Below are 24,759 nucleotides of genomic sequence, written 5' to 3'. Positions count from 1 at the left end.
GCCGCCGACCACACCGCCGTCCCGATCCAGGGTGCGGCGGGCAACCCGGTCTGCCCGCCGGAGTGGCTCGCCCTGCGCGAGCCCGCCGACGCCGACGCGCGCTCGACCGTGCTCGCCGACGCCGTCCGCGACCTCCTGCCGCCGGGCCCGCTGCTGGTGCGCGACCTCGGCTGCGGCACCGGGTCGATGGGCCGCTGGCTCGCCCCGCGCCTCGCCCGGCCCGGTGGCCAGCACTGGGTCCTGCACGATCGCGACCCCGTCGTGCTCTCCCACGCCGTCGCGTCGCTCCCCGGCGGGGTGACCGGTGAAGCCGGGCCCGGCGACCTCACCGGGTTCGGCGCCGACCTGCTGGCCGGGACGTCGCTGATCACCGCCTCCGCGCTGCTCGACCTGCTCACCGCGGACGAGATGGACGCCCTGGCCGCTGTCTGCACGGCCGCCGGCTGCCCCGTGCTGTTCACCCTGACCGTGTCCGGCCGGGTCCGGCTGCACCCCGAGGACCCGCTCGACGCCGAGATCGGCGCCGCCTTCGACGACCACCAGCGCCGCGACGAGAACGGCCGGCGGATGCTCGGGCCGGACGCCCCCGCCGCCGCGGCGGCCGCGTTCGCCCGGCACGGCGCGCGGGTCCGCACCGCCGACTCGCCGTGGCGGCTCGGCCCCGACCGGCCCGCGCTGCTCCGCGAGTGGCTGGCCGGACGGCTCGACGCGGCGTGCGCGCAGCGTCCCGGCCTCGCCGCACACGCAGGCGCCTACCGTGACCGGCGCGAGCGCGCCCTCGACGCGGGCAAGCTCACCGTGTCGGTCGGCCACATCGACCTGCTGGTGGTCCCGGGGAGCGGCCGTGAGACGCCGGGTGGGTCCGGCCCTGCGGCTGCTCGCCGGGGCCGGGTTGCTGGCCGCGCTGGTCGTGCAGGTCGGTGTCGGGCCGGTGCTGGAGCGGCTGCGCGGCGTGGGGCCGGCAGCGGTCGTCGCCGCGCTGCTGCTCGGCGCGGTCGCGACCGTGCTCAGCGCCTGGCGGTGGCGGATGGTCGCCCGCTCGATCGGGCTCGGCCTGACTGCGGGACGCGCCGTGGCCGACTGCTACGGCGCCACCTTTCTCAACTCGCTGTTGCCTGCCGGGGTCCTCGGCGACGTCCACCGCGCGGTCAGCCACGGGCGCAGCGAGGGGAATCTCGGCGCCGGGGTCCGGGCCGTGGTGTTCGAACGCGTCGCGGGGCACCTGGTCGCGGTGGCGGCCGTCGCCCTCGTCCTGGCGCTGCAGCCGGACCTGCTGCGGGCCGCGGCCGGGGCGGTCCCGGGCGGCGCGGTGCTGCCCGCGGTCGTCGTCGTGGCCGCGCTCGCCGGGGCCGGGTGGCTGCTGCGCACCCGGCTCGGCCGCGTGTGGGCCGACGCGCGCACCGTGCTGCGCCCGCGCACCGCGGCCGGGGTGGTGCTGACCTCGGCCGGAGCGCTGGCCTGCCACCTCACGCTGTTCGTGCTGGCCGCGCGGGCGGCCGGCGCGACCGCACCGCTCACCGTCCTGCTGCCGCTGCTGCTGGTCGCGTTGCTGGCGATGACGATCCCGCTGACCGTCGGCGGGTGGGGGCCGCGCGAGGCGGCCGCGGCGGCCGGGTTCGCCGCGGTCGGACTGCCCGCGGCCGAGGGGCTCGCCGCCGCCGTCGCCTACGGGGTGCTGGCGCTCGTCGGGGTCGCACCGGGCGCACTCGTGGTGCTGCGGCGCCGCCGGGCGGCCCGGGAGACCGCGCCGTCAGCGCCCGGCGAGCGCCCGCAGGTGCCCCTCGAAGGCGACCACGAGCGCGTCGAGCAGGCCCCGGCCCTTGTCGGCGGTGGCGAGCGACGGCCGCCCTACCACACCGCCGGCGGAGTAGGCGGCGAGCCCGGTGGTGAGCAGGTACGGCCGCTCGTCGGCGACGTGGTCGGCGGTGCGGTACGACGGCCGGACCTGGTCGGGGACGGTGTGCAGCAGGATCGAGGTCTCCAGCTCTCCGGCGTGCATGTCGGCGGTGTTCGAGGTCTCGCACCCGGCGGTCCGGCGGGCGGCGGTCCAGTCCTCGGAGACGGGGAACAGGGCCATGGGCAGCGGTCCGACCGAGGCCTCCTGGACGACGTTGCGCAGGACGTGGTTCCCGCCGTGCGCGTTGACCAGGACGAGCGCGGTCGTGCCGGAGGCGCGCAGCGAGGCGGCGACGTCGGAGACGACCGCGCCGAGCGTCGCCGCGGAGATGCTCACGGTGCCCGCCCACGCGGCGTGCTCGTGGGAGCAGGAGATCGTCAGTGGTGGAAGGACGCGCACGGGGTGGGCCTGCGCGATCCGGGCGGCCACCGCGGACGCCACGAGGGTGTCGGTGGTCAGGGGCAGGTGCGGTCCGTGCTGCTCGAGGCTCCCGACCGGGAGCAGGGCCACGGAGGCACCTCGCTCCCGGACGTCCTCGGTGGTGTCGACCGGGAGGGGATTCACGCAGGCGAGGCTCTCACGGCCCCGCCCGATCATGGAGGAGCAACGGTGCACGACGACCGACACGAGTTCGCCGAGTCCCGGTTGACCACACGGCACGGGGAGTTCCGTGCGATCGCCTTCCGCGAGTACGAGGGCGGTCCCGAGCACCTCGCGCTGGTGCACGGCGACCCCACGGACGTGGAGGCGCCGCTGGTACGGATGCACTCCGAGTGCCTCACCGGCGACGTCTTCGGCGCGCGCCGCTGCGAGTGCGGGGCGCAGCTGTCGATCGCGATCGACGCTGTCGTCCGCGCGGGCCGTGGCGTGATCGTCTACCTGCGCGGGCACGAGGGCCGCGGCATCGGCCTGCTCGCGAAGATCCGCACACACGTGCTGCAGGACGAGGACGGCCTGGACACCATCGACTCGGCCGTCGCGCTGGGCCTGCCGGTGGACGTGCGCGACTTCGGGGCCGCTGCGGTCGTGCTGCGCCACCTCGGGATCGGCCGGGTGCGGCTGTTGTCCAACAGCCCGGCGAAGGTCGAGGCGCTGACCGGGTACGGCATCGTCGTCACCGAGCTGGTGCCGGTGCTGGAGCCCGCCGACGAGCACAACGTGCGGTACCTGACCGCCAAGCGCGACCGGCTCGGGCACGTCCTGCCGCAGGTCGACGCCGCGCCGGACGCGCCGCGCGGCCACACCGCGACCGGCTACTGACCCCCGTGGTGCGACACCCGAAGGCACAGCGACGGCGGCCCGTCCGCCGCCATCGTGGCGAGCACGGTGGGCAGCTGGTCGAGCGTGCAGTCGCCGCCGACCAGGGCGTCGAACCGGGGGTCGGCGAGCAGCCGCAGCGCCAGCGCCATCCGGTCGCCGTAGCCGCGGCGCGCCCGGCGCGGGGACACCGTGCCGACCTGGCTGGCGCGGATGGTGAGCCGGCGGCTGTGGAACGCCCCGCCCAGCGGCAGCGGCACCGAGCGGGTCCCGTACCAGCTGAGCTCGACCACCTCGCCCTCCGGTGCGAGCAGCTCCAGCGAGCGGGCCAGGCCGGCCGGGGTGGCGCTGGCGTGCACGACGAGGTCCCGGTCGCCCTCGGCGTCGTCGGGAGAGGCGAACCCGACGCCGAGCGCCGCGGCGACGGCGGCCCGGTCCGGGTCGGGGTCGACGAGCTGCACCCGCGCGCCGGGCAGCCCGGCCAGGACCGCGGCCACCGACGCCCCGACCATCCCCGCCCCGACGACGGCGATCCGGTCGCCGACCAGCGGGGCGGCGTCCCACACCGCGTTCACGGCGGTCTCGACGGTGCCGGCGAGCACCGCGCGCGCGGCGGGCACGTCGTCGGGGACGACGGTGACCGCGTCGGCGGGCACCACGAACAGGCTCTGGTGCGGGTACAGGCAGAACACGGTGCGCCCGGCGAGGCCGGGCGGGCCCTGCTCGACCTCGCCCACCGCCAGGTAGCCGTACTTCACCGGGGCGGGGAAGCCGCCGTCCTGGAACGGGGCGCGCATCCGTTCGTATTCGGACTCCGGGACCTCGCCGCGGAACACCAGCGTCTCGGTGCCCCGGCTGACCGCGGTGTACCGGGTGCGCACGAGCACCTCGTCCGGCCCGGGGTCGGGCACCGGCACCGTCCGGATCTCGCCGTGCCCCGGCGAGGCCAGCCAGAACGCCCGTGCCTCGTGCCCCACTCCACCGTCCCCGATCCCGGCGCGCGGCGCGCCGACGGTCCCGACAGTATCCGGACGTATCGGGCGCCTGCCCGGTACACGGAGGTGATCTGATGGACCGGCCGCACGTGCTGGCGTCGGTCGCGATGTCGCTGGACGGCTACATCGACGACGCCGGTCCCGACACGCTGGTGCTCTCCGACGCGGGCGACCTCGACCGCGTCGACGCCGTACGCGCCGGGGTGGACGCGATCCTGGTCGGCGCGGGGACCGTGCGCGCCGACGACCCGCGGCTGCTGGTGCGCTGCGCGGAGCGCCGGGCCGGGCGGGTCGCCGACGGCCGCCCGCCGTCGCCGCGGCGGGTCGTGCTGACCACCGGGTCCTCGCTGGACCCGGCGGCGCGGGTGTTCGCGGGCGGGGACGCGCCGCTGGTGTTCACCGCGGGCCACGCGGCCCCCGCGCTGCGGGACCTGCTCGGCGACGCCGCCGAGGTCGTCGCCGCGGGGGATCCGCCGGACCCGTGCGCGGTGCTCGACGACCTGGCCGCCCGCGGCGTGCGACGGCTGCTGGTCGAGGGCGGGGGCGGTGTGCACACCGCGTTCCTCACCGCCGGGGCGGTCGACGAGCTCCACGTGGTCGTCGCGCCGTTCTTCGTCGGCGACGCCCGGGCCCCCCGCTTCGTGCACGACGGCCGGTTCCCCCAGTGCCCGCAGCGCAGCATGTCCCTGGTCGAGGCCCGCCCGATGGGCGACCTGGTGCTGCTGCGCTACCGCGCGTCCTGAGCCACCGGTCAGGAGAACGCGGCCAGGAAGCGGTCCCGGAACTCGGCCATCAGCCACGGCGGCGCGTCCGGCGGCGGGAGCAGCCCGGGCGTCCAGCCCCAGCCGTCGATCCGGTCCAGCACCTCGGTGTCGCGGGTGATGACCGAGACGGGGACGTCGGAGCCCGCGCCGGGCCCGGACACCGTCGCGCCGGGCTCGTGGTCGCCCAGCATCAGCACGACGAGGTCCCGGTCGCCCTCCGGGCGGTCGGCCACCCAGCCGGTGGCGCTGCGCAGCGCGTACTCCAGCGAGGTCAGGTAGTCCCCGCGCAGCGTCTCCCGGTCCAGGGAGAAGATCGTGTCGTAGGACTGCTGGCCGTCGGCGTACGGGCCGTAGACGGCACCGTCGCCGATCCCGGCCGGGTCGAGCAGGGGCGGCACCGGTGACCACGGCGCGTGGCTGGAGGTCAGCACCACGGTGCCGAGCACCGGGCCGCGGTCGGGGCGGTCGAGCTCGAGCCGGGAGAAGGCGTCGAGGGTGTACTGGTCGGGCATCGGGGACCAGCTGAACGGCGGGCCGGCGTAGCCGAGGTCGGCGCCGGCGTACACCCGCTGGTGACCGAAGAACGCGGCCTCGGGCCACTCCCGCGTCGTCGCCGGGGTGACCACGGCGGTCTCCCACCCGGCGTCGCGGAACGCGCGGGGCAGCGTCAGCCGGTCCGACGCGGTGAGCCGGTCGTGCGCGCCCTGGTCGGCGATCGAGACCCCGGAGAACAGCGTCGCATGGGCGAGCCAGCTGCCGCCGCCGTTGACCGGTGCGGTGAGCACGCCGCTGCGCGCGCCGTACCCGGCCGCGGCAAGCCGGGCGTCGGCCCCGGCGAGCACCGGCCGGATCCGCGGCGCCATCTCCGGGGCGTGCTGGGCGTTGCGGCCGTAGCTCTCCACGAAGACGACGACGACGTCCGTGCCGTCCAGCGCCGTGAGCAGCGACTCGGGAGGGCGGCCGGCCCATGCGTCGCGGGCCAGGGACTCGGTGAGCTCCCGGCGCTCGGCCAGCGTGCGCGGGACCTGCTGGGCGCGGTGGGCGACCTCGGCGACGCCGTCGGCGGCGGCCACCGGCACCCCGGGGACGAACCGGGCGTCGGCGAGGGGGCCCACCAGCAGCCAGGCCGCGGCCAGCAGCGCGGCGACGCCGACGGTGGCCCGCCGGTGCCGGGCCGCGAGCTGTCCGAGCCGGACGGCCGCGGCGGCCGTCGCCACGACCAGGCCCACCGCGACGACGGCGGCGAGCACCACGACCGCCGTCCCGGCCGCGCCGGCGGTGCCCTGCAGGAAGTCGTGTGCGTTGCCCAGCAGCGACCAGTCGGACACGGCGTCGAACCGGCGGCCCTGGAAGGCGAGGAACCCGATGTCGGCCAGCTTGAGCAGCCCGAGGGCGGCCAGCAGCGCCCCGGCCAGGGCGGCGGCGACCCACCGGGCCCGGCCGGGCAGCAGCGCGAGCACCGCCGCCCCGAGGACCGCCTCGATCGGCAGCCGCAGCAGCCCGGCCGGGTCGAGGGCGGCCGGGTCGGCGGGCAGTACCAGGATCCCACCGACGAGCGCGAGGCAGAGCGTGGTGAGCAGCGCGGCACCGGCCCGGCGGGCGTGGAACGGGTGCCGTTCGGCGGCCCGCCACAGCTGCACCACCGACACCCCGAACGACCACACCAGCGCAGCCAGCGCCATCCCGACCGCGGTGAGCGCGACGGCGTCGGGCAGCACCCCGGCCGCGGTCACCACGAGCACGATCCCCTGCAGGGCGGCGACGACCTTGGCCGAGTAGCGCGGCGGGAGCTCGCCGCGCAGCCACGGCGCGACCCGCCCGGCGGCGACGAAGGCGTAGCGCAGCAGGCCCAGCGCGGTGACCCACCACTGCCCGGTCGTCGCCGCGACGTGCGCCGACAGCACCATCAGCAGGAAGGCGTCGGTCTCCATGTCGAACCGGGCGCCCAGCGCGGTCTCCGTGCCGGTGCGGCGCGCGACCGGGCCGTCGACGCCGTCGAGGACGAGCGCGACGCCGACGAGCGCCACGAGCGCCACGGTCCCGGCGCCGTCCAGCCCGACCAGCGCGACGACGGCCACGGCGAGCGCCCCGCGGGCCACCGTGACCACCCCGGCCGGGCCGAGCGTGCGCTCCCCGGCGCGGCGCGCGGCCCGCAGCAGCAGCGCCGCGGCGACGGCGCCGACGACGGCCGCGCCGGTGACCCGCAGGGCGCCGGCGCCGGTGGTCGGTACGAGCACGGTGAGGACGGCCGCGAGCAGCGCCGCGCCCGCCGCGATCTGGAGGGCGACGGGGGCGGTGGCGGCGGTGCCGTGGGTCTTCCGGAGCATCAGGTGTCCAGCATGCCCGACTTGTCCGGTGAGCGACCCGGCGGTGCGGTCAGGCGGGCACGTGGCGGGCGTAGACGTCGCCCGAGCGGCCCAGCGGGCGGCGCCGGTCGAGCAGGGCGCGGAGCTCGGCGGCGTCGACCCAGCGGTCACCGGCCGAGGTGTCCCAGGTCATCGTCTCGACGGGGGAGTAGCGGTAGACGTAGCGGCCCAGGGCCTCGATGCGGGCGAGCGACTCCAGGGTCGCGTCGTGCGCGGCGGGCAGGTACTCCACCGACAGCGCGGGCAGCGGGCGCGACAGCCCGTCGAGGACGTCGGCCTCGAAGCCCTCGACGTCGATCTTGCAGAAGGCCGGGACGCCGTGCTCGGCGATGAGCGCGTCGAGCGTGCTGACCGGCACCTCGATCGAGGAGTCCCAGGTCACCCGGCTGAACCCGGCGTCGTCGGCGACGGTGTCGCGCCAGCGCTGCGACAGCGTCGAGACGGTGGGGGTGGCGCGGGAGACCCCGAGGCGGGCGGTGCCCGCCGCGGCGCCGAGCGCGAGGGGCAGGACGGTCACGGCGTCGTCGCGGCCGAAGAACAGGCGCAGCAGCCGGGTGAAGTCCGGCTGCGGCTCGACGGCGACCACCCGCGCCCCCAGGGCCCGCCAGGCACGCACCCGGTTGCCGGCGTGCGCGCCGACGTCGAAGGCGAGGTCGCCGGGACGCAGGAACGCGGAGTAGAAGCGGCGCATCCGGCGCTGCCGGCCCGGGATCCCGTGGTAGGTCGCGAGCGAGCGGGCGATGCCGGAGGCACGGGTGAGCACGCCCCGAGCGTAGTGGACGAACGAGGAGGAAACGGACTCGACGGTCAGGGGGTGGCCGGGCTGCGGCCGGCGGTCTCCACGACCCCGGCCAGCAGCGTCCGCTCGGTGACCCCGACGATCTCCTGCCGGCCGAGCCTGCCGTCGTGCGCGGCGAGCACCGCCCGGGTCAGCAGGGCGTAGAGCGCCTCGGTCATCCACGTCGCGGACTGGGTCACGCAGAAGGCCCCGCTCCGCTGGCCGCGCCGGAACAGCTCGACGAGCAGGGTGTCCATCTCGGCGTAGCGGGCCAGGACCTCGTCGCTGGACTGGATGCGCTCGGCGAGCACCCACAGGTCCACCGAGGGCAGCAGGCCGACGATGACCCGGCGCACCGCCTCGATCGGGTCGCCCTCGTCGGTCCGGGCCTCCCGGATCGCGGCGATCCCGCGCTCCACGCCCATCTCGCTGAGCTCGGAGAGCAGGGCCTCCCGGCCGTCGACGAGCCGGTGCAGGGTCGCCCGGCTGATGCCGGCGCCGGTCGCGATCTCCGACATCGACGCGGCCGGGTTCTGCACGAGCACGGTCGCGGCCGCGAGGAGCACGTCGTTCCGCTCGATGGCCACGCCGGAGACGGTAGACTTCTCGGCGTCAGACCATCGCAGCCGTTCCGACCTGCGGATTCGCGCTGAAGAAGCGGACCATCGCGTCGACGTGCCCGGTGAACGGCGGGCAGTGGACGCCGAGCCCGCCGAGCATCGCCGTCGTCGCGTCGGTGTCGTAGTGCGACGGGTGGGTCAGGTACTCCAGCGTGCTCGACGGGACCTGGAACAGCCGTCCGACGCCGGGTACGTGGTCGATGGAGAACGCGGCGAGCCCGACCGGCATCGGCACCACGCGCAGCTGCTTGCCGAGCCGGTCGGCGAAGACCTCGCACATCTCGGTCACCGTCGGCGGGGCCGGCTGGGCCAGCGCGAACGTCCGGTTCACCGCCGGGCCGTGCCCGGCCAGCGCGGCGATCCCGTCGACGACGTAGTCCGAGGGCACCAGGTTGAACCGGGTCCGCGACGCGGCGCGGGGGAGCGGCGCGAACGCCGTCCGGCCCTGCCGGGCCAGCAGCTGGAGCAGGTAGTAGGGGCCGTCGAACTTCTGCGTCGCGCCGGTCACCGAGTCCCCGACGACGACCGAGGGCCGGTAGACCGACACCGGCAGGCCGGCGTCGCGGGCCTTCGCCACGACGCGCTCGGCCTCGTGCTTGGTGTGGTCGTAGTGGTTGGCGAAGGGCTGGCCGAGCTCCAGGTCGGTCTCGGAGAAGATGCCGTCGTAGCGGCCCGAGACGTAGCAGGTCGACACGTACTGCAGCCGGGCCAGCTGCGACGCGGCCTCGGCGAACCGCACGACGTGCCGGGTGCTCTCGACGTTCACCCGCCAGGCGACGTCCGCCGGCACCGAGAGGTCGTAGACCGCGGCCAGGTGGAAGATCTCCAGCGGTCCGCCGAGCAGGCGCTCGCGCTCGGCCCGTTCCAGTCCCAGTCCGTCGACGGTGATGTCCCCGACGACGAGGTCGGTGCGCCCGGCGATCTCCGGCGCCTCGCGCTCGATCCGGGCCAGCGTCGTGCGGGCCTGGTCGAGGAACTTCGCCTGCACCAGTGCGACCGCGCGCGCGTCGGGCGCGCGGCGCAGCGTCCGCGGCAGCAGGGCCGACCCGAGGAACCCCGGGAACCCGGTGAACAGCACGACACCCACGGGTGCACCGCCTCTCGCGCGGCGTCCGTGCCGCATCGTCGCTCGTCGGGACGGTATCCGGTACCGGCCGTACCGTCCGGGTGGGTGTGACCTAGATCAGCGTCGACGCGTGGTCGGGCACGTCGCGCTGCACCTCGCGCGGCGGGCGCTCGTAGCCCGTCGACGGCTTCCGGTCCGGCAGCGTCAGCACCTGTCGCGCCACCGGCTCCCAGGGGATCGACCCGAGCAGGTGGTGGATCATGTTGATCCGCGCGTTGCGCTTCTGCTCGGCCTCGACGATCCACCACGGTGCGTACTCGGTGTCGGTGTGGATCAGCATGTCGTCGCGGGCGCGGGAGTAGTCGTCCCAGCGGGTCATCGACTCGAGGTCCATCGGCGAGAGCTTCCACTGCTTGAGCGGGTTCTCCAGCCGCTCGGCGAACCGCCGCGCCTGCTCCTCGGCGCTGACCGAGAACCAGTACTTGCGCAGGTGGATGCCGTCCTCGACGAGCATGTTCTCGAACACCGGCGCCTGGCGCAGGAAGCGGCGGTACTCGGTCTCGGTGCAGAACCCCATCACCCGCTCGACGCCGGCGCGGTTGTACCAGGACCGGTCCATCAGCACGATCTCGCCGGCCGCGGGCAGCTGCTCGATGTAGCGCTGGAAGTACCACTGCCCCTTCTGGCGCTCGGTCGGCGCGGGCAGTGCGACGATCCGGGTGAACCGCGGGTTGAGGTACTGGGTGACCCGCTGGATCGCCCCGCCCTTGCCCGCGGCGTCGCGTCCCTCGAAGACCACGACCACCCGTGCGCCCGACGCCCGGACCCACTCCTGCATCTGCAGCAGCTCGCCCTGCAGGCGGAGCAGCTCGGCGTCGTAGACCTTGCGCGGCAGCTTCGGGGTGCTCACCGGCCCAGCCAACCAGAAGGCGGGGTGACGTGGCGGACAGCGCGGTGGGCTGGCGCGTCGCCTATTTACTCGTCTAGCGTGTTTATTTGCGACGACGACGCCGCCTCCCTGTCCCGCCACGTCCCGGAGGAGGCACCCGATGCGTGCCGTCACCACCCGTGCCGCCTTCGCGCTCGCCGCACTCGCCGTCGGCGCCTTCGCCATCGGCACCGGCGAGTTCGTGATCATGGGCCTGCTTCCCGACGTCGCCGGCGGGCTCGCCGTCGACATCCCCGGCGCGGGCCGGCTGATCTCGGCGTACGCGGTCGGCGTCGTCGTGGGGGCCCCGCTGCTGGTCGCGGCGGCGAACCGGTTCCCGCGCAAGCACGTCCTCATCGGACTCATGGCCGGCTACGCCGCGTTCAACGTGCTGTCCGCCGTCGTGCCCGGCTACCTGCCGGTGCTCGCCGCCCGGTTCCTCGCCGGGCTCCCGCACGGCGCCTTCTTCGGGATCGGCGCCGTCGTCGCGGGCGGGCTCGTGAGCGCCGACCGCCGGGCCCGCGCGATGGCGACGATGTTCGCCGGGCTGACCCTGGCCAACGTCGCGGGCGTCCCGGTCGGGACCCTGCTCGGCCAGCAGCTCGGGTGGCGGCCGGTGTTCGGCGTCGTCGGGGTGATCGCCGCGGTCGCCGCGCTGGCCGTCGCCGCCTGCGTCCCCGACGTCCGCGACTCCACCCCGGTGCGCCTGCGCGCCGAGCTGCGCGCCCTCACCCACCGTCCGGTGTGGACGGCGCTGCTGGTCGCGACGGTCGGCGGGGCCGCGCTGTTCAGCACCTACAGCTACATCACCCCGATGCTGGTCGAGGTCGCCGGGTTCACCCCGACCGAGGTCACGCTGCTGCTCGCGTTGTTCGGCGTCGGCATGACCGGGAACCTGGTCGGCGCCCGCCTGGCCGACATCGCGACCATGCCGACGATCTACGGCGCACTCGTCGCCGACGCCGTCGTCGCGTTGCTGTTCGTGCCTGCCCTGCAGAACCAGGCGACCGCGGTCGTCGCCCTGTTCGCCTTCGCCGTGACGACGTTCGCGCTGGTCCCGGCGGTGCAGCTGCGGATCATCAGCGGCGCCGGTGACGCGCCGAACCTGGCCTCGGCGGCCGACCAGGCCGCCTTCAACGTCGCCAACGCGATCGGGGCCGCGCTGGGCGGCATCGTGATCGCGGCCGGGTTCGGCTACGCCTCGCCGAACGTCGTCGCGGCCGGGCTGGCCGTGGTCGGGCTGGTCGTCGCGGTGCCGGCCGGGCGTGGGGACCGGACGGCGGCGTCCCGGGCGCGAGCGGTCGCCGCGGCGGTGTGACGGGGTTCAGTGCCCGGCGCGACGCAGCGCCTCGGCGAACACCTCGGTGATGGCGGCGTAGCCGCGGTCGTTGGGGTGGAACCGGTCGGAGGCGAGCTTGCCGCGCCAGTGCCGCGTCCGCGGGTCCCGCAGCTCGGCCAGCACCAGCCCGCGGCGCCGCACGGCGTCGTCGATCAGGCCGTTGACCTGCACCGCCGCGGCGAAGGTGCCCGGCTGGTTGCCGACGACCGTGCCGCGCGGGAGCCGGTCGAGCAGGGCCGCGTACCGGCTCCCGACGCCCTCCTGGTGCTTGGGCTGCATCAGGTCGTTCGACCCGATCAGGCACAGCAGCAGGTCCGGGTGCAGCCGCAGCGCCGCCGGGAGCTGCGCGTCGAGGACGTCGTCGACGCGGGCGCCGTACTGGGACAGGTTGACCGTGCGCCAGCCCGGCAGCAGCCCGACCAGCTGCCCGAACCAGCCGCACTCCGGGGCCGACGCGCCGACGCCCTGGGCCATCGAGTCGCCCAGCGCGACGCACAGCGGCCCGGTCCGGGCGAGCTCGGTGCGGTTGCGCTGCTCCCAGTACGCGGCGTAGGGCTCGATCTGCTGCTGCACCCGGCGGATCGCGGGCACGAACCGGGACACCGCGGTGATCACCCGGCCCGGCGGGCGCCCGGTCCGGTTGGAGAAGCCGAGATCGCCCGCGTCGGTCACGTCCCCAGTGAAGCAGAGACCGTCATCGCACCGTCGTCTCCCCGTGCGCGATCCGCGCGGTCAGCGGGGTGTCGGGGAACGACCGCAGGCTCCGCTTGAGCTCGGCGAACCCGGGCCAGGTGGCGAGGGTGTACGTCGCGTCCCACAGCCGCAGCGCGTCCTCGCCGAACGGCACGGAGTCGATCACCGGCCCGAACAGGGCCGGCCCGTCCGGCGGAGAGAACGACAGGATCGGGGTGCCGACGTCGTCGCCGCACCGCCGCCGGGCCTCCGCCACGTTCGCGGCGAGGCCCTCGTCGAGGTCGGTGCCCGTCGCGGCGTCGGCCAGGGCAGGGTCCAGGCCGAGGTCCTCCAGCACCGGACGCAGGTCCCGCTGCTGCGCCATGACGCGCACGACCGGGTCGAAGCCCTCGCCGTCGGGTGCGGGGGAGTCCCACACCAGCTCGCCGAACCGGGTGTAGAGGTCCCCGACGACCCCGGGGCCCGCCACCGCCTCGGCCGCGGCGATCACCCGCAGCATCTCCAGGCCGCGGAGGTGGGAGTCCGGGTAGGACTCCGAGACCTTCCGCCGCTCCTCGTAGGAGATGCCCTCGTTCAGCATCGCCAGCGGCAACGGGCGCCAGTGCACCGCCAGCTCGCGACGACGGCCCACCTCCACCACCCAGCGGGACGTGACCCAGCAGAACGGGCAGATCGGGTCGAAGAAGAACTCGATGTCGTCGCTCATCCCACCGGGTACCCGTTCGGGGTGCCTGCAGTGCCGCGCAGGCGCGACGGGGCCCGACCCGCGACGGACCGCTCCGGACCACACGGCCCGGCGTGCGTCGGCGCTCCCACGGAGATCGACCTACGGTGGGTCCATGACGACCGTGGCACTGCTGGGAACCGGGATCATGGGCGCCGGGATGGGGCACAACATCCTCGCGGCCGGGCTGGACCTGCGGGTCTGGAACCGGACCGCGGCGAAGGCGCAGCCGCTCGCGGACGCGGGCGCGGCCCTGCACACCGATCCGGCCGACGCCGTGCGCGGCGCCGACGTGGTCGTGACGATGCTGGGGGACGCCGACGACGTCACCGCCGTCCTGGAGCAGGCCGCCGGCGGTCTCGCGCCGGGCCAGGTGTGGCTGCAGACGACCACCGTCGGCGTCGAGCCGTTCGACGGGCTCCGCGCGATCGCCGGGCGCCACGGCCTGACCCTGCTCGACGCGCCGGTGCTCGGCACCCGAGCGCCCGCCGAGTCCGGGCAGCTCGTCGTGTTCGTCGCCGGCGACCCCGCGGCGCGTCCGGTCGTCGACCCGGTGCTCGACGCCGTCGGCAGGCAGACCGTCTGGGTCGCCGAGGACAACACGACCGCCCAGGCGAGCCGGCTCAAGCTCGTCGCCAACAGCTGGGTGCTGGCGATCACCGCAGCGACGGGGGAGTCCGTCGCGCTGGCCCAGGGACTCGGCGTGGACCCGCAGGCCTTCCTCGACGCCGTCGCCGGCGGTCCGCTGGACCTGCCCTACCTGCAGAACAAGGCGAAGGCGATCCTCGACGACGACTTCACGCCCAGCTTCACCGTCGACAACGCGGCCAAGGACGCGGGCCTGATCGTCGCCGCGGCGGAGGCCTCGGGCACCCGGCTCGACGTCGCGCCCGCGGTGCGGGACCGGTTGCGGCGGGCGTCGGAGCGCGGGCACGGCGGCGACGACATGGCGGCCGCCTACAAGGCGTCCTGATCAGCGGGCGCTGATCACCATCCGCTGATCAGGGCCTGCTCAGGTTCCTCTCAGAGCCGTCGGCGAGACTGGCGCCCATGCGCATTCTGGTGGTCGACGACGACAAGGCGGTCCGTGACTCGCTGCGTCGTTCGCTGGCCTTCAACGGCTACCAGGTCGACCTCGCCGAGGACGGCCAGGTCGCGCTGGACAAGATGCTCACCGACCGGCCCGACGCGCTCGTCCTGGACGTGATGATGCCGCGCGTCGACGGGCTGGAGGTGTGCCGGCGGTTGCGCAGCGCCGGCGACGCGCTCCCGATCCTCGTACTGACCGCCCGCGACGCGGTGTCGGACCGGGTCGCCGGGCTCGACGCCGGCGCCGACGACTACCTGCCCAAGCCGTTCGCGCTGGAGGAGCTGCTCGCCCGGCTGCGGGCGCTGCTGCGCCGCCGCACCCCCGACGCCGACGGCGACGCGGGCACCAGCCCCGCGCTCACCTTCGGCGACCTGTCGCTGGACCCCGACACCCGCGAGGTGTCCCGGGGCGGACGGCCGATCAGCCTCACCCGCACCGAGTTCTCCCTGCTGGAGCTGTTGCTCGCGCACCCGCGCCGGGTCCTGACCCGCGCCCAGATCCTCGAGCAGGTGTGGGGCTACGACTTCCCGACCAGCGGCAACGCCCTGGAGGTCTACGTCGGCTACCTGCGCCGCAAGACCGAGGCCGAGGGCGAGCCCCGGCTGATCCACACCGTGCGCGGGGTCGGCTACGTCCTGCGGGACACCCCGCCGTGACCCAGCTGCTCCCGCCCGACGAGGAGCGGGCCGAGCGCTGGTGGCGCCGCGGGCCCGCGGCCGAGCCGGACCGCGAGCGGTTCACGCTGCGCGCCCGGATCGGGGTGCTCGCCGCACTCGTCGCCGCCGCGATGGTGCTGCTCGTGTCCGCCGCCGCGTTCCTCGTCGTGCGCCAGAACCTCACCAGCTCGCTGGACGAGACGCTGCGCCAGCGCGCCTACGCCGCGGCGCAGAGCGACCTGATCGACCCGCGGCTGCTCGCCGCGCTCCCGCCCGACGTGCTCGGCGCGGCCGACCTGCACATCGCGCTCGTCTACTCCTCGGGCGTCGCGACCTCGGCGGACGAGTCGTCACGGCCGCCGCTGGGCGAGCCGGAGATCGAGGTCGCCCAGGGCGGGCCGACCCAGCCGGGCCGCACCGCCGAGCTCGACGGCGTGCCGTACCGGATCGTCGCCGTCCGGGCCGGGGACGGCCGCGCGCTGGTGCTGGCCCAGCGGCTCGACACGATGACCCGGGTGGTGACCCGGATGGGCACCGCGCTGCCGATCGTCGGGCTGGGTGGGGTCGTGCTGGCCGCGCTCGCCGGGGTCGCCGTCGCCCGGACCGGGCTGCGGCCGGTGCTGCGGCTGACCGCGGCGACCGAACGCGTGGCCAAGACCGGTGACCTGCGCCCGATCCCCGTCTCCGGGTCCGACGAGCTCGCCCGGCTCACCCAGTCGTTCAACACGATGCTCGGCGCGCTGGCCGCGTCGCGGGAACAGCAGCGCCGGCTCGTCGCCGACGCCGGGCACGAGCTGCGCACTCCGCTGACCTCGCTGCGCACCAACCTGGAGCTGCTCGCCTCCGCCGACCGGCCGGACACCCCCGACCTGCCCGCCCAGGACCGCACCGAGCTGCTCGACGACGTCCGCGCCCAGGTCGAGGAGCTGTCCCACCTCGTCGGGGACCTCGTCGAGCTCGCCCGCGACGACGCCCCGACCATGACCAGCGAGGCACTGGAGCTCACCGAGATCGTCGACCGCGCCCTGGACCGGGTGAAGCGACGCGCGGGGGAGGTCGAGTTCGACGTCCACCGCACCCCGTGGATCCTCGACGGCGACGCCAGCGCCCTCGAACGGGCCGTGCTGAACCTGCTCGACAACGCCGTGAAGTGGAGCCCGCCCGGCGGCACGGTGCGGCTGTCGATGGTGCCGATCTCGCCGGAGTGGCTGGTCATCGAGGTGGCGGACGCGGGTGACGGGATCGCCGCGGAGGACCTGCCGCACGTGTTCGACCGCTTCTACCGGGCCGACACCTCGCGGACCATGCCCGGCTCCGGGCTGGGACTGTCGATCGTCGCGCAGGCGGCGGCACGGCACGGGGGGGAGGTGCGGGCCGGGCGCGCCCCGGAGGGCGGTGCGCTGCTCTCGATGGCCCTGCCGGGCCGGTACGTGGCGGAGCCGGACAGCCCATAGCCTGGTGTGACACGACGTGACACACCGGTGACACGACGGACGGAGACGACGGACGGTGGACGCATGACCCAGGACAACCCGCCCGACGAGCCGACCCGCACCGGAGCGGGGACGTCCGGCGGGGCCTCCGGGGACGCGGCCGGCCGCGAGGGCGGGCCCTCCGCCACCGCGGGAGCGGCCGGGTCCTCCGGCGACGCCGCCCCCGAGCAGGACGGGCCACGGTCGTCGTCGGGGTCCTCCGCCGACGGGTCCGCGTCGGACGGGGTCACCGACGCTCCGGCCACCGGCTCGCCGGGCGCCGCCGGGGACGGCGCCGGAGCGGGCCCGGCCGGCGACACCGCCGCGGCCGGCGCGGGCGGCGAGTCCGCGACGACCCCCGCGACCGCCAACGGCGACGCGTCCACCCGGTCCGGCACGACCGCCGCGACGACCGCGGCCGGGGCGTCGCCCGCCGTCCCGGCGGACGAGGACGCCACCCCGCACCACGACCACGGCCCCGACACCGAGGCCGTCTCCACCCAGGACCCGCCCACCGACCGCTGGGCCGTGCCCGCCAACCCGTGGGCCCGCCCCGGTTCCACCGCCGCGGACGCGCCCGTCGCGGGCTCCGACGGTGCCGCGCCCGACGCGGCCGCCCCGGACACCCCGACCGACACGACGCCGGTGCCTGCGGACGGCACCCGGGAGCTCCCGGCGCACCCGGACGCGACCGGCGCGGCCGCCCCCGGCGAGCCTGCCCCGCCCCCGTGGGCGGTCGGTGCGCCGCCCGCACCGCGGCGCCCGCCCGGCCGCGGCCGCCGGGGTGTCGTCCTGGTCGCGGCCGGGCTGCTCGTCGCGCTGGTCGCGGGTGCCCTCGGCGGCCTGATCGGCGCGCGCCTCGCAGGCGGGCCGGGGGGCGCGGCGCCGTCCGGCTCGGTCGAGGCCGTCGCCGAGAAGGTGCTGCCCGCCGTCGTGCAGATCCGCGTCGACGGCGGCGCGGGCAACGTCGGTGACCGCGGCGAGGGCTCCGGCATGATCGTCGGCAACGACGGCCTGATCCTCACCAACAACCACGTCGTCGCCCCGGCGGCCCAGGGCGGCACGCTGCGCGCGGTCCTGCAGGACGGCCGCACCGCCATCGGGACGATCGTCGGGCAGGACCCGCAGTCCGACATCGCGCTCGTGCGCACGGACCTGCCGGGCCTGAGCACGGTCGAGCTCGGCGACTCCGACCGCGTCCGGGTCGGTCAGCAGGTCACCGCGTTCGGGTCGCCGCTCGGGCTCGGCGGGTCGGTCACCACCGGCATCGTCTCGGCCGTCGACCGGGCCGTCGGCATCCCCGCCGAGTCGGGCGCGCCCGGGGCGAGCGACACCGTGCTGAACGCGATCCAGACCGACGCCGCGATCAACCCCGGCAACTCCGGGGGCCCGCTGGTGGACTCCGACGGCCGGGTCGTCGGCATCAACTCCGCCATCGCGACGGCCGGGCCGGGCGGCGGCTCGATCGGCGTCGGCTTCTCCATCCCGATCAACCAGGCCCGCCGGATCGCCGACCAGCTGCGCGGCGGCGGCAAGGCCACGCACGCCGTGCTCGGCGTGACCGTCGGCAACGACCCGCAGCTGCGCGGCGCGGTGATCCAGGAGGTCACCCCGGACGGCGCGGCCGCGAAGGCCGGGCTGCGCCTGCAGGAGATCGTCGCCCGGCTCGGCGACCAGCGGATCACCACCGGCACCGATCTGCAGGCCGCGGTGCGGTCGCAGCCGCCGGGCAGCGTCGTCCAGCTGGAGGTCGTCGACGCCGGCGGGGCGACCCGGACCGTCGAGGTGACACTGGGCGAGCAGTGAGGGCCTGCCCGGGTGCAGTCCGTCCGACCGGACGGGGCCGGGTGGGTGGCGCGCACCGCACGTCGTTGACGGGTGAACAACCGGCGTGATGGGGTGTCCCCGTATTCGGTGGTGCCCCACCGAATACGCCCGGAGCGTCGTGTCGGTGCCGGTCCCCCCTCCCCGCACCGGCACGGCCTCCCCCGGGGCCGTGTCCCGGCCGACGCTAGGGTGACCGCCATGGAGATGTCGGGTCCGCAGATCGGCCGTGCCCTCGTGGTGATCGTCGACGACCGGGTCAGTGCGGGTGAGCGGTCCGACGGCACCGGGCCGCTGGTCACCGAGCTGCTGGAGGAGGCCCACTTCCTCGTCGACGGCGTGGTCTCGGCCCCCGGCGACGTGGTGGCCATCCGCAGCGCGCTGAACACCGCCGTGATCGGCGGCGTCGACCTGGTGGTGACCGTCGGCGGCACGGGCGTGTCGCCCCGTGACGTCACCCCGGACGCCACCACCGGTGTCCTCGACCGGCCGGTGCCGGGGATCGCCGAGGCCATCCGCGCCTCCGGCCTCGCCGCCGGTGCGGTCGACGCCGGGGTGTCCCGTGGGGTCGTCGGCGTCTCGGGCAGCACGCTGGTGGTCAACCTGGCGGCGTCCCGCGCCGCCGTCCGCGACGGCATGGCGACGCTGACCCCGCTGGTCCCGCACGTCATCTCGGAGCTGTCCGGCCTCGACGACTGACCCCTGCACGACGGACGGGCCCCGGCGGATCGCCGGGGCCCGTCCGTGCGCGTGGGCTCAGTTCGCCGGGGGCACCGGCGGGACGCCGCCGTCGTCCTTGCGCTCCGGCGGCACCGGCGGGACGGCGGGCGGCTGCTGCGACGCGGCCGGGTTGCCCTGCGGCGCCAATGCGTCGCCCCCGGGCGGGGCGGGCGGCACCGGCGGGACGGCGTCGCCGTGCGTGCCGGCGCCGGGGGCGGCCGGGCCGGTGTGCCCGAGTGCGCCCTCGACCTTGCCCTTCACCCCGTCGATCTGCTCGGAGTACTTGCCGCCGGTGGCCTGGTCGACCTTCTCGGCGGCCTTCTCGACGAGCGGGCCCGCCTTCTCCTTGGCCTTCTCCAGGTGCGGGCCGGCCTGCTCCATCGCCTTGTCCAGGTGCGGCTTCGCCTTCTCGATCGCGTTCTCGGCCGCCTCGCGTGCCTTGTCCAGGAACCCCATGAGCGGTCCACCTCTCCTGTCGTCGCCCGGTCGCCCGGGCGGATGCGTACGGCTGACCCCATGGTGTCACCCGGACGCGTCGTCGTGGGGCGTCACGGGCACGGCACGGCACGGTGACGCGGGATCGGTGTCCACCCGCGCCGCCCGCGCACGGCACCATGGGGCCATGAGCGAGCCCGCGGACCGGATGCGCCGACGGATCGAGGAGATCTTCGGCGACGACCCCTCGACCACCGCCGACGAGCGGGCCGACTACGGCGCCGCCGACGAGCGCGACACCGCGGACCCCGACCGCTGGTTCACCGAGAACCGTCCCCCGCACCACGGCGGCTGACCGGCCGGAGCGCGCGCGGAGACCGAGGGCGGCCCGCACCGCGGGGACGGCGCGGGGCTCAGCGCAGGGTGACCGTGACCTCGCCGGCCAGCGTCGCCGCGGCCACCGCGGTCGCCTCCGCCTCGGGCAGCGCGACCAGCACCAGCGGTCCCGGGTCCGCCCGCGCCCCGGCGGCCCCGGGGCGGGTGGCAGCACCGCCACCACCCCGGCCCGCGCGGCCAGCACACGGGCGCCGTCCGGGCCGCCCGCCACGACGTCCACCCGGGAACCGGGGGACAGCAGCGCGGCCACCGCCGGATCGGCCGGGCGCAGCGGCACCGCCGAGGCGCCCGGCCCACCGGTGACGACGGCGAGCGCGGACCCGACCAGCCGCAGCTCGCCGATCGGCTCGCCCGCGGTCACCGGTCCGGCGAGCAGCCGCCCGGCCACGGCGTCGGGCACGGTCAGGGCACCGGCGGGGGCGAGGTCAGGTGGCCAGGAGGCCACGACGACGTCGGCCGGGCCCAGCGCCGTGCCGGGGGCGAGGTCACGGGCCGCGACCAGTACCGGGACCCGCTCGTCACCCGGGGCGGGGAGCAGCGCCACGACCACGGCCGCGACCGCGAGGGCGCCGGCCAGCACCCGGCGGGCCAGCAACGCCCGTGACCAGGAGGGCCGCCGCAGCAGCCGGTCCCACGGGCGGTCCGCCCGCTGTGTCTGCTCCGCCATGGCCGCCCCTCCGCCGTCGTCGTTCCGACGCTAGGGCGGGACACGGCCGGTGACGGGCCGATCCACCGGCCTGTGGACAACCCGGCCGGTTGTGGACGGATCAGGAAGCGGCGGCCTTCGAGGACGAGGTGCCGGCCGAGCTCGACGAGGAGCTCGACGACGAGGAGTCCGAGGAGGAGGAGCTCGACGAGGACGAGGACGAGGAGTCCGAGGACGACGAGCTCGACGAGGAGCTGTCGGATTTCGCCGACTCCGACGAGGACCCGGACCCGCTGCTCACCGAGCCCGAGCGGGAGTCGGTGCGGTAGAAGCCGCTGCCCTTGAACACGATGCCCACCGAGGAGAAGACCTTGCGCAGCTTCCCGCCGCAGTTCGGGCAGGTGCTGAGGGCGTCGTCGGAGAACGACTGCACCGCCTCGAAGCGGTGGTCACACGCGGTGCATGCGTACTGGTAGGTCGGCACAACATCCTCCGGACGAACTGGGGCGGTGCCCGCCCGCGGGCTGGCACTCGGCGAGAGCGAGTGCCAGCATACTCCGAGGCGACGGTCGCTCCGACCCGTCCACACGGTCAGGGCGAGAGATGCACCACCCCGTCCCGGGAGAGGACGACCGCCCCCACCGCGACGTCGTGGTCCTCGGCCGGGACGTCGTCGAGCAGCTCGCCGTCGTGCAGCGGGACGACCAGCAGGGCGCCGGGCGCGGCGAGCGCGAGCGTCCGGTCGTAGAAGCCGCCGCCGCGACCCAGCCGTCGCCCGCGCCGGTCGACGGCCAGCGCGGGCACCACCACCAGGCCGGCCGACGTGAGCGCGGCGGGCCCGAGCCGGGGACCGGTCGGCTCGACGACCCCGAGCGGCCCGGGGGTCAGGTCGTCCGGGCCGCGGTAGACCGTCCAGTCCAGCGGGCCCGGCGCGTCCGGGACCACCGGGGCGAGGACCTCGTGACCGGCGGCGACCAGCGCGTCGGGCAGCGACGGCACACCCGGTCCCGCACCGCCGGGTTCGGTGCCGATCGGCAGGTAGCAGGCCACCGGGCCGGGTGTCGCGGTGGCGAGCGCGCACAGGTGCTCCGACAGCGCGGCGGTCGTCGCGGCCCGGTCGGCGACCGGGCGCCCGCGACGGGCCGCCAGCAGCGTGCGCCGCAGCGACCGCTTGGCGTCAGCGGCTCGTCCACCCTGATCAGGCGACGATCCACCCCTGTCCTCCGCGCGAGCCGTCACGGCTCCAGGCTAGAGCTGTGGCTAGGCTCGCCGACCATGAGCGTGCAGACGTCCAGCGGCACCGGGGCCTTCCGCACCGCCGTCGTCCCGGCGGCGGGTCTGGGCACCCGGTTCCTGCCGACGACCAAGGCCGTGCCGAAGGAACTGCTCCCCGTCGTCGACACGCCCGGGATCGAGCTGGTCGCCGCGGAGGCCGCCGAGGCCGGGGCAGAGCGGCTGCTGGTCGTGACCTCGCCGGGCAAGGACTCGGTCGCGGCCTACTTCCGCACCGACGACGAGCTGGTGAAGACCCTCGAGGGCCGCGGCAAGGGCGAGCTGGCGGACAAGGTCCGCCGCGCCCCCGGCCTGCTCGAGGTCGACTCGGTGTACCAGTACGAGCCCAAGGGCCTCGGCCACGCCGTCGCCCAGGCCGGCCCGGCACTGGCCGACGACGAGAAGGCCGTCGCCGTCCTGCTGCCCGACGACCTGGTCCTCCCGACCGGGGTCCTCGCCCGCATGGCGCAGGTCCGCGAGGAGCACGGCGGCAGCGTCCTCTGCGCCTTCGACGTACCGCGCGAGCAGATCTCGGCCTACGGCGTCTTCGAGGTCTCCGACACCGGCGACGACGACGTCAAGCAGGTCCACGGGATGGTCGAGAAGCCCGCCCCGGACGAGGCCCCCTCGACCTTCGCCGCGGCCGGTCGCTACCTGCTCGACCGTGCGATCTTCGACGCGCTGGACCGGATCACCCCCGGCGCGGGCGGTGAGCTCCAGCTGACCGACGCCGTCGCTCTGCTGATCTCCGAGGGGCACCCGGTGCACGTCGTCGTGCACCGCGGCGGGCGCCACGACCTGGGCAACCCCGCCGGGTACGCGCGAGCCTACGTCGACTTCATGCTGCAGCACCCGGAGTACGGCGAGGACCTGCGGACCTGGCTGAACGAGCGACTGAAGGACTGAGAGTGCGCACGGTCACCGATCACCTGTCCCGCATCCTGGACGTGGCGGTGCGCCCGGCCCCGGTGCGCGTCGCGATCACCGACGCGCAGGGGCTGCGCAGCGCCGAGGAGGTCGTCGCGGCGCGTCCGCTGCCGGTCTTCGACCAGGCCGCGATCGACGGCTACGCGGTGCGCAGCGTCGACGTGGCCGGGGCGACCGACGCCTCCCCGGTCACCGTCCCGGTGGTGGGCGAGATCGCCGCCGGGTCGCGTCAGCCGCTGCGGCTGCAGCCCGGCCAGGCCGTCCGCGTCGCGGCGGGGGCGCCGCTGCCGACCCTCGCCGACGCCGTCGCACCGCTGGGGTGGACCGACGGCGGCACCGCGCGCCTCACGATCCGCCGCGGCGTGCCGTCGGCCGGCTTCGTGCGCCGGGTGGGGGAGGACGTCCAGTCCGGTGACGTCGCCGTCCGCGAGGGCGACGTCGTCGGCTCGGCCCAGGTCGCGATGCTCGCCGCCGCGGGCCGGGACAAGCTGCTGGTGCACCCGCGGCCACGGGTCTCGGTCGTCTCGGTCGGCGACGAGCTGGTGGAGGTGAGCCGCTCGGCGTCGTCCGGGCAGGTCGCCGACGTCTGCTCGCACGCCGTGGTCGCCGCCGCCCGCGAGGCGGGCGCGGAGACCAACCGGCCCCGTACCGTCGGCGGCAGCGCCGCGGAGATCCGTGGCGCCGTGGAGGACCTGCTGCCGGCGTCGGAGATCGTCGTGGTCTGCGGCGCGGGCGGTGGGACGACCGCGGCCGAGGCCAAGAGCGGGCTGGCCGACCTCGGTGGCATCGACGACACCCGCGTCGCGATGCACCCCGGTTCCGCGCAGGGCTACGGCCGGCTCGGCCCGGACGCCGTGCCGGTGTTCCTGTTCCCGTCGCACCCGGCGACCGCGCTGGTGCTGTTCGAGGTGTTCGTCCGGCCGCTGATCCGGCTGGCGCTGGGCCAGGAGCCGATGCGGCGCACCTGGACCGCCCGGCTGACCTCCCCGATCGTCTCCCCGGCCGGGCGCCGGTCCTACATCCCGGCGCGGCTGCTGCGCTCCGACGACGGCGGCGAGCTGCTCGCCCAGCCGCTCGGTGTGTCGGGCACCCACCTGCTGGCGGTGCTGTCCGAGGTCAACGCGCTGGCGGTCATCGACGAGGACGTGACCGAGATGACCGTCGGTGAGCACGTCGAGCTGGTTCCCCGCGGGCGGAACTGAGCCGCGTGCCGCCGTCCGCCGTCCCCGAACCGCCCGGCGGTCACCCCGGCTGGCCCGCCGTCCTCGGACCGCTGCGGGTGCGCGGGCACGAGGTGGGGCTGCGCCCGGTGCGGCTGCGCGACGGCGGTGACTGGGCCCGGATCCGGGTGCGCGACGAGCACTTCCTGCGTCCCTGGGAGCCGACGACCCACGGCGGGTGGTCCCGCCGCAACTCCGGGGTGGAGTGGCCCGGCCGCTGGTGGCTGCTGCGCGGGGCCGCCCGGCGCGGGCTGTCGCTGCCGTTCGCGATCACCGTCGACGGAGCGATGGCCGGCCACGTCATGGTCGGCAACGTCGTGCGGGAGCCGCTGCTGTCGGGCTACGTCGGCTACTGGCTCGACTCGACCCTGGGCGGGCGCGGGATCACCACCGCGGCCGTCGCTCTCGTCCTCGACCACTGTTTCGGCCCGGTGCGGCTGCACCGCGTCGAGGCCACGGTCCGCCCGGAGAACGTGGCCAGCATCGCGGTGCTCGCCCGGCTCGGGCTGCGCCGCGAGGGACTGCTGCAGCGCTACCTCGACGTCGACGGCGCCTGGCGCGACCACTACGCCTACGCGGTGACCGCCGAGGAGGTCCCGCCGGGTGGTTTCGCGGCCCGGCTGGTGCGGGACGGACGCGCCTCGCGGGCCTGACCCTGCGCAGCGCCCATACCT

Annotated in this window: 24 protein-coding genes and 2 pseudogenes; 13 read left to right on the top strand and 13 right to left on the bottom strand. The window is 75.9% G+C overall.

Going from position 1 to position 24,759, the window contains the following annotated elements; all coding sequences use genetic code 11:
• Positions 1-757: 757 nt before the first annotated feature.
• Positions 758-1,639, top strand: a pseudogene (locus tag AC0GKK_RS11695) (lysylphosphatidylglycerol synthase domain-containing protein); the annotation flags it as partial.
• A gap of 111 nt (positions 1,640-1,750) precedes the next feature.
• Here the strand turns inward: AC0GKK_RS11695 and AC0GKK_RS11690 are convergent.
• On the bottom strand, positions 1,751-2,494 hold the full coding sequence (locus AC0GKK_RS11690; RefSeq protein WP_253069564.1) for a creatininase family protein: 744 nt from the start codon (positions 2,492-2,494) through the stop codon (positions 1,751-1,753).
• Between the two features lie 12 nt (positions 2,495-2,506).
• Between AC0GKK_RS11690 and AC0GKK_RS11685 the strand changes: the two genes are divergently transcribed.
• Positions 2,507-3,157, top strand: a complete 651-nt coding sequence (locus AC0GKK_RS11685; protein WP_253069563.1) for a GTP cyclohydrolase II — start codon at positions 2,507-2,509, stop codon at positions 3,155-3,157.
• Here AC0GKK_RS11685 and AC0GKK_RS11680 read toward each other — a convergent pair.
• Positions 3,151-4,131 carry a zinc-dependent alcohol dehydrogenase gene (locus AC0GKK_RS11680; protein ID WP_489883799.1) on the bottom strand — a complete coding sequence of 327 codons (981 nt, stop codon included), beginning with the start codon at positions 4,129-4,131 and terminating at the stop codon, positions 3,151-3,153. The genes AC0GKK_RS11685 and AC0GKK_RS11680 overlap by 7 nt on opposite strands.
• A 92-nt stretch (positions 4,132-4,223) precedes the next feature.
• Here AC0GKK_RS11680 and AC0GKK_RS11675 point away from each other — a divergent pair, with 92 nt between their 5' ends.
• Entirely contained in the window at positions 4,224-4,892 is a 669-nt protein-coding gene (locus tag AC0GKK_RS11675; RefSeq protein WP_489883798.1) for a RibD family protein, read from the top strand.
• 8 nt (positions 4,893-4,900) lie between these two features.
• Here the strand turns inward: AC0GKK_RS11675 and AC0GKK_RS11670 are convergent, their stop codons facing one another.
• The 5 genes from AC0GKK_RS11670 to ppk2 all read right to left on the bottom strand — a co-directional run bounded on the left by AC0GKK_RS11670 (position 4,901) and on the right by ppk2 (position 10,653).
• Positions 4,901-7,240 (bottom strand): CDP-alcohol phosphatidyltransferase family protein, encoded by a 2,340-nt coding sequence (locus AC0GKK_RS11670; RefSeq protein WP_489883797.1) that lies wholly within the window; start codon positions 7,238-7,240, stop codon positions 4,901-4,903.
• A gap of 49 nt (positions 7,241-7,289) precedes the next feature.
• Positions 7,290-8,042, bottom strand: a complete 753-nt coding sequence (locus AC0GKK_RS11665) for an FkbM family methyltransferase (protein WP_161151229.1) — start codon at positions 8,040-8,042, stop codon at positions 7,290-7,292.
• Positions 8,043-8,086: 44 nt separating this feature from the next.
• Positions 8,087-8,644, bottom strand: a complete 558-nt coding sequence (locus AC0GKK_RS11660) for a TetR/AcrR family transcriptional regulator (protein ID WP_179761107.1) — start codon at positions 8,642-8,644, stop codon at positions 8,087-8,089.
• A 25-nt stretch (positions 8,645-8,669) separates the two neighbouring features.
• Positions 8,670-9,764, bottom strand: coding sequence for an SDR family oxidoreductase (locus AC0GKK_RS11655; protein ID WP_489883796.1), 1,095 nt, complete (start codon positions 9,762-9,764; stop codon positions 8,670-8,672).
• Between the two features lie 91 nt (positions 9,765-9,855).
• Entirely contained in the window at positions 9,856-10,653 is a 798-nt protein-coding gene (gene ppk2 / locus AC0GKK_RS11650) for a polyphosphate kinase 2 (protein WP_253068906.1), read from the bottom strand.
• 139 nt (positions 10,654-10,792) lie between these two features.
• On the opposite strand from ppk2, the gene AC0GKK_RS11645 reads away from it, so the two are divergent.
• Complete coding sequence (locus tag AC0GKK_RS11645) at positions 10,793-11,989, top strand: MFS transporter (RefSeq protein ID WP_489883795.1); 1,197 nt, start codon at positions 10,793-10,795, stop codon at positions 11,987-11,989.
• A 6-nt stretch (positions 11,990-11,995) separates the two neighbouring features.
• On the opposite strand, the gene AC0GKK_RS11640 is transcribed toward AC0GKK_RS11645, so the two are convergent.
• A complete protein-coding gene (locus AC0GKK_RS11640) occupies positions 11,996-12,682 on the bottom strand; it encodes an SGNH/GDSL hydrolase family protein (RefSeq protein ID WP_253068904.1) in 687 nt (228 codons plus the stop codon).
• A gap of 22 nt (positions 12,683-12,704) precedes the next feature.
• Complete coding sequence (locus AC0GKK_RS11635; RefSeq protein WP_489883794.1) at positions 12,705-13,409, bottom strand: mycothiol-dependent nitroreductase Rv2466c family protein; 705 nt, start codon at positions 13,407-13,409, stop codon at positions 12,705-12,707.
• Positions 13,410-13,542: 133 nt separating this feature from the next.
• Here AC0GKK_RS11635 and AC0GKK_RS11630 point away from each other — a divergent pair, with 133 nt between their 5' ends.
• From AC0GKK_RS11630 to AC0GKK_RS11610, 5 genes are all read left to right on the top strand, one after another.
• A complete protein-coding gene (locus AC0GKK_RS11630) occupies positions 13,543-14,400 on the top strand; it encodes an NAD(P)-dependent oxidoreductase (RefSeq protein WP_226364516.1) in 858 nt (285 codons plus the stop codon).
• 77 nt (positions 14,401-14,477) lie between these two features.
• A complete protein-coding gene (locus AC0GKK_RS11625) occupies positions 14,478-15,173 on the top strand; it encodes a response regulator transcription factor (RefSeq protein WP_062400160.1) in 696 nt (231 codons plus the stop codon).
• Between the two features lie 5 nt (positions 15,174-15,178).
• The gene (locus AC0GKK_RS11620) at positions 15,179-16,627 is read left to right on the top strand and encodes a sensor histidine kinase (protein ID WP_235975300.1); all 1,449 of its coding nucleotides are present in this window, start codon (positions 15,179-15,181) and stop codon (positions 16,625-16,627) included.
• Between the two features lie 63 nt (positions 16,628-16,690).
• Positions 16,691-18,451: a S1C family serine protease gene (locus AC0GKK_RS11615; protein WP_489883793.1), complete on the top strand. Its 1,761-nt coding sequence runs from the start codon at positions 16,691-16,693 to the stop codon at positions 18,449-18,451.
• A gap of 225 nt (positions 18,452-18,676) precedes the next feature.
• Positions 18,677-19,168, top strand: coding sequence for a MogA/MoaB family molybdenum cofactor biosynthesis protein (locus AC0GKK_RS11610; protein ID WP_373324192.1), 492 nt, complete (start codon positions 18,677-18,679; stop codon positions 19,166-19,168).
• A 57-nt stretch (positions 19,169-19,225) separates the two neighbouring features.
• On the opposite strand, the gene AC0GKK_RS11605 is transcribed toward AC0GKK_RS11610, so the two are convergent.
• Positions 19,226-19,645, bottom strand: a complete 420-nt coding sequence (locus AC0GKK_RS11605) for an antitoxin (protein WP_208823188.1) — start codon at positions 19,643-19,645, stop codon at positions 19,226-19,228.
• A gap of 166 nt (positions 19,646-19,811) precedes the next feature.
• Here AC0GKK_RS11605 and AC0GKK_RS11600 point away from each other — a divergent pair, with 166 nt between their 5' ends.
• Positions 19,812-19,979: a hypothetical protein gene (locus AC0GKK_RS11600; RefSeq protein ID WP_167379102.1), complete on the top strand. Its 168-nt coding sequence runs from the start codon at positions 19,812-19,814 to the stop codon at positions 19,977-19,979.
• A 438-nt stretch (positions 19,980-20,417) separates the two neighbouring features.
• Here the strand turns inward: AC0GKK_RS11600 and AC0GKK_RS11595 are convergent.
• The 3 genes and pseudogenes from AC0GKK_RS11595 to AC0GKK_RS11585 all read right to left on the bottom strand — a co-directional run.
• Positions 20,418-20,687, bottom strand: a pseudogene (locus tag AC0GKK_RS11595) (SAF domain-containing protein); the annotation flags it as partial.
• Between the two features lie 100 nt (positions 20,688-20,787).
• Complete coding sequence (locus tag AC0GKK_RS11590; RefSeq protein ID WP_251787048.1) at positions 20,788-21,150, bottom strand: FmdB family zinc ribbon protein; 363 nt, start codon at positions 21,148-21,150, stop codon at positions 20,788-20,790.
• Positions 21,151-21,257: 107 nt separating this feature from the next.
• The gene (locus AC0GKK_RS11585) at positions 21,258-21,905 is read right to left on the bottom strand and encodes a 5-formyltetrahydrofolate cyclo-ligase (protein WP_489883792.1); all 648 of its coding nucleotides are present in this window, start codon (positions 21,903-21,905) and stop codon (positions 21,258-21,260) included.
• Between the two features lie 36 nt (positions 21,906-21,941).
• On the opposite strand from AC0GKK_RS11585, the gene AC0GKK_RS11580 reads away from it, so the two are divergent.
• From AC0GKK_RS11580 to AC0GKK_RS11570, 3 genes are read left to right on the top strand one after another with little or no spacing between them, the layout of a single operon-like run.
• Positions 21,942-22,844, top strand: coding sequence for a UTP--glucose-1-phosphate uridylyltransferase (locus tag AC0GKK_RS11580; RefSeq protein ID WP_489883791.1), 903 nt, complete (start codon positions 21,942-21,944; stop codon positions 22,842-22,844).
• Between the two features lie 2 nt (positions 22,845-22,846).
• Positions 22,847-24,067 (top strand): molybdotransferase-like divisome protein Glp, encoded by a 1,221-nt coding sequence (gene glp / locus AC0GKK_RS11575; RefSeq protein ID WP_100879581.1) that lies wholly within the window; start codon positions 22,847-22,849, stop codon positions 24,065-24,067.
• A gap of 5 nt (positions 24,068-24,072) precedes the next feature.
• Positions 24,073-24,738 (top strand): GNAT family N-acetyltransferase, encoded by a 666-nt coding sequence (locus AC0GKK_RS11570; protein ID WP_301549105.1) that lies wholly within the window; start codon positions 24,073-24,075, stop codon positions 24,736-24,738.
• Positions 24,739-24,759: the final 21 nt, after the last annotated feature.

The sequence above is a fragment of the Pseudonocardia sp. P-1 genome (assembly GCF_058111925.1).
Note: the sequence above shows the minus strand (reverse complement) of the source record. Positions and strands in the feature narration are given on the sequence as shown.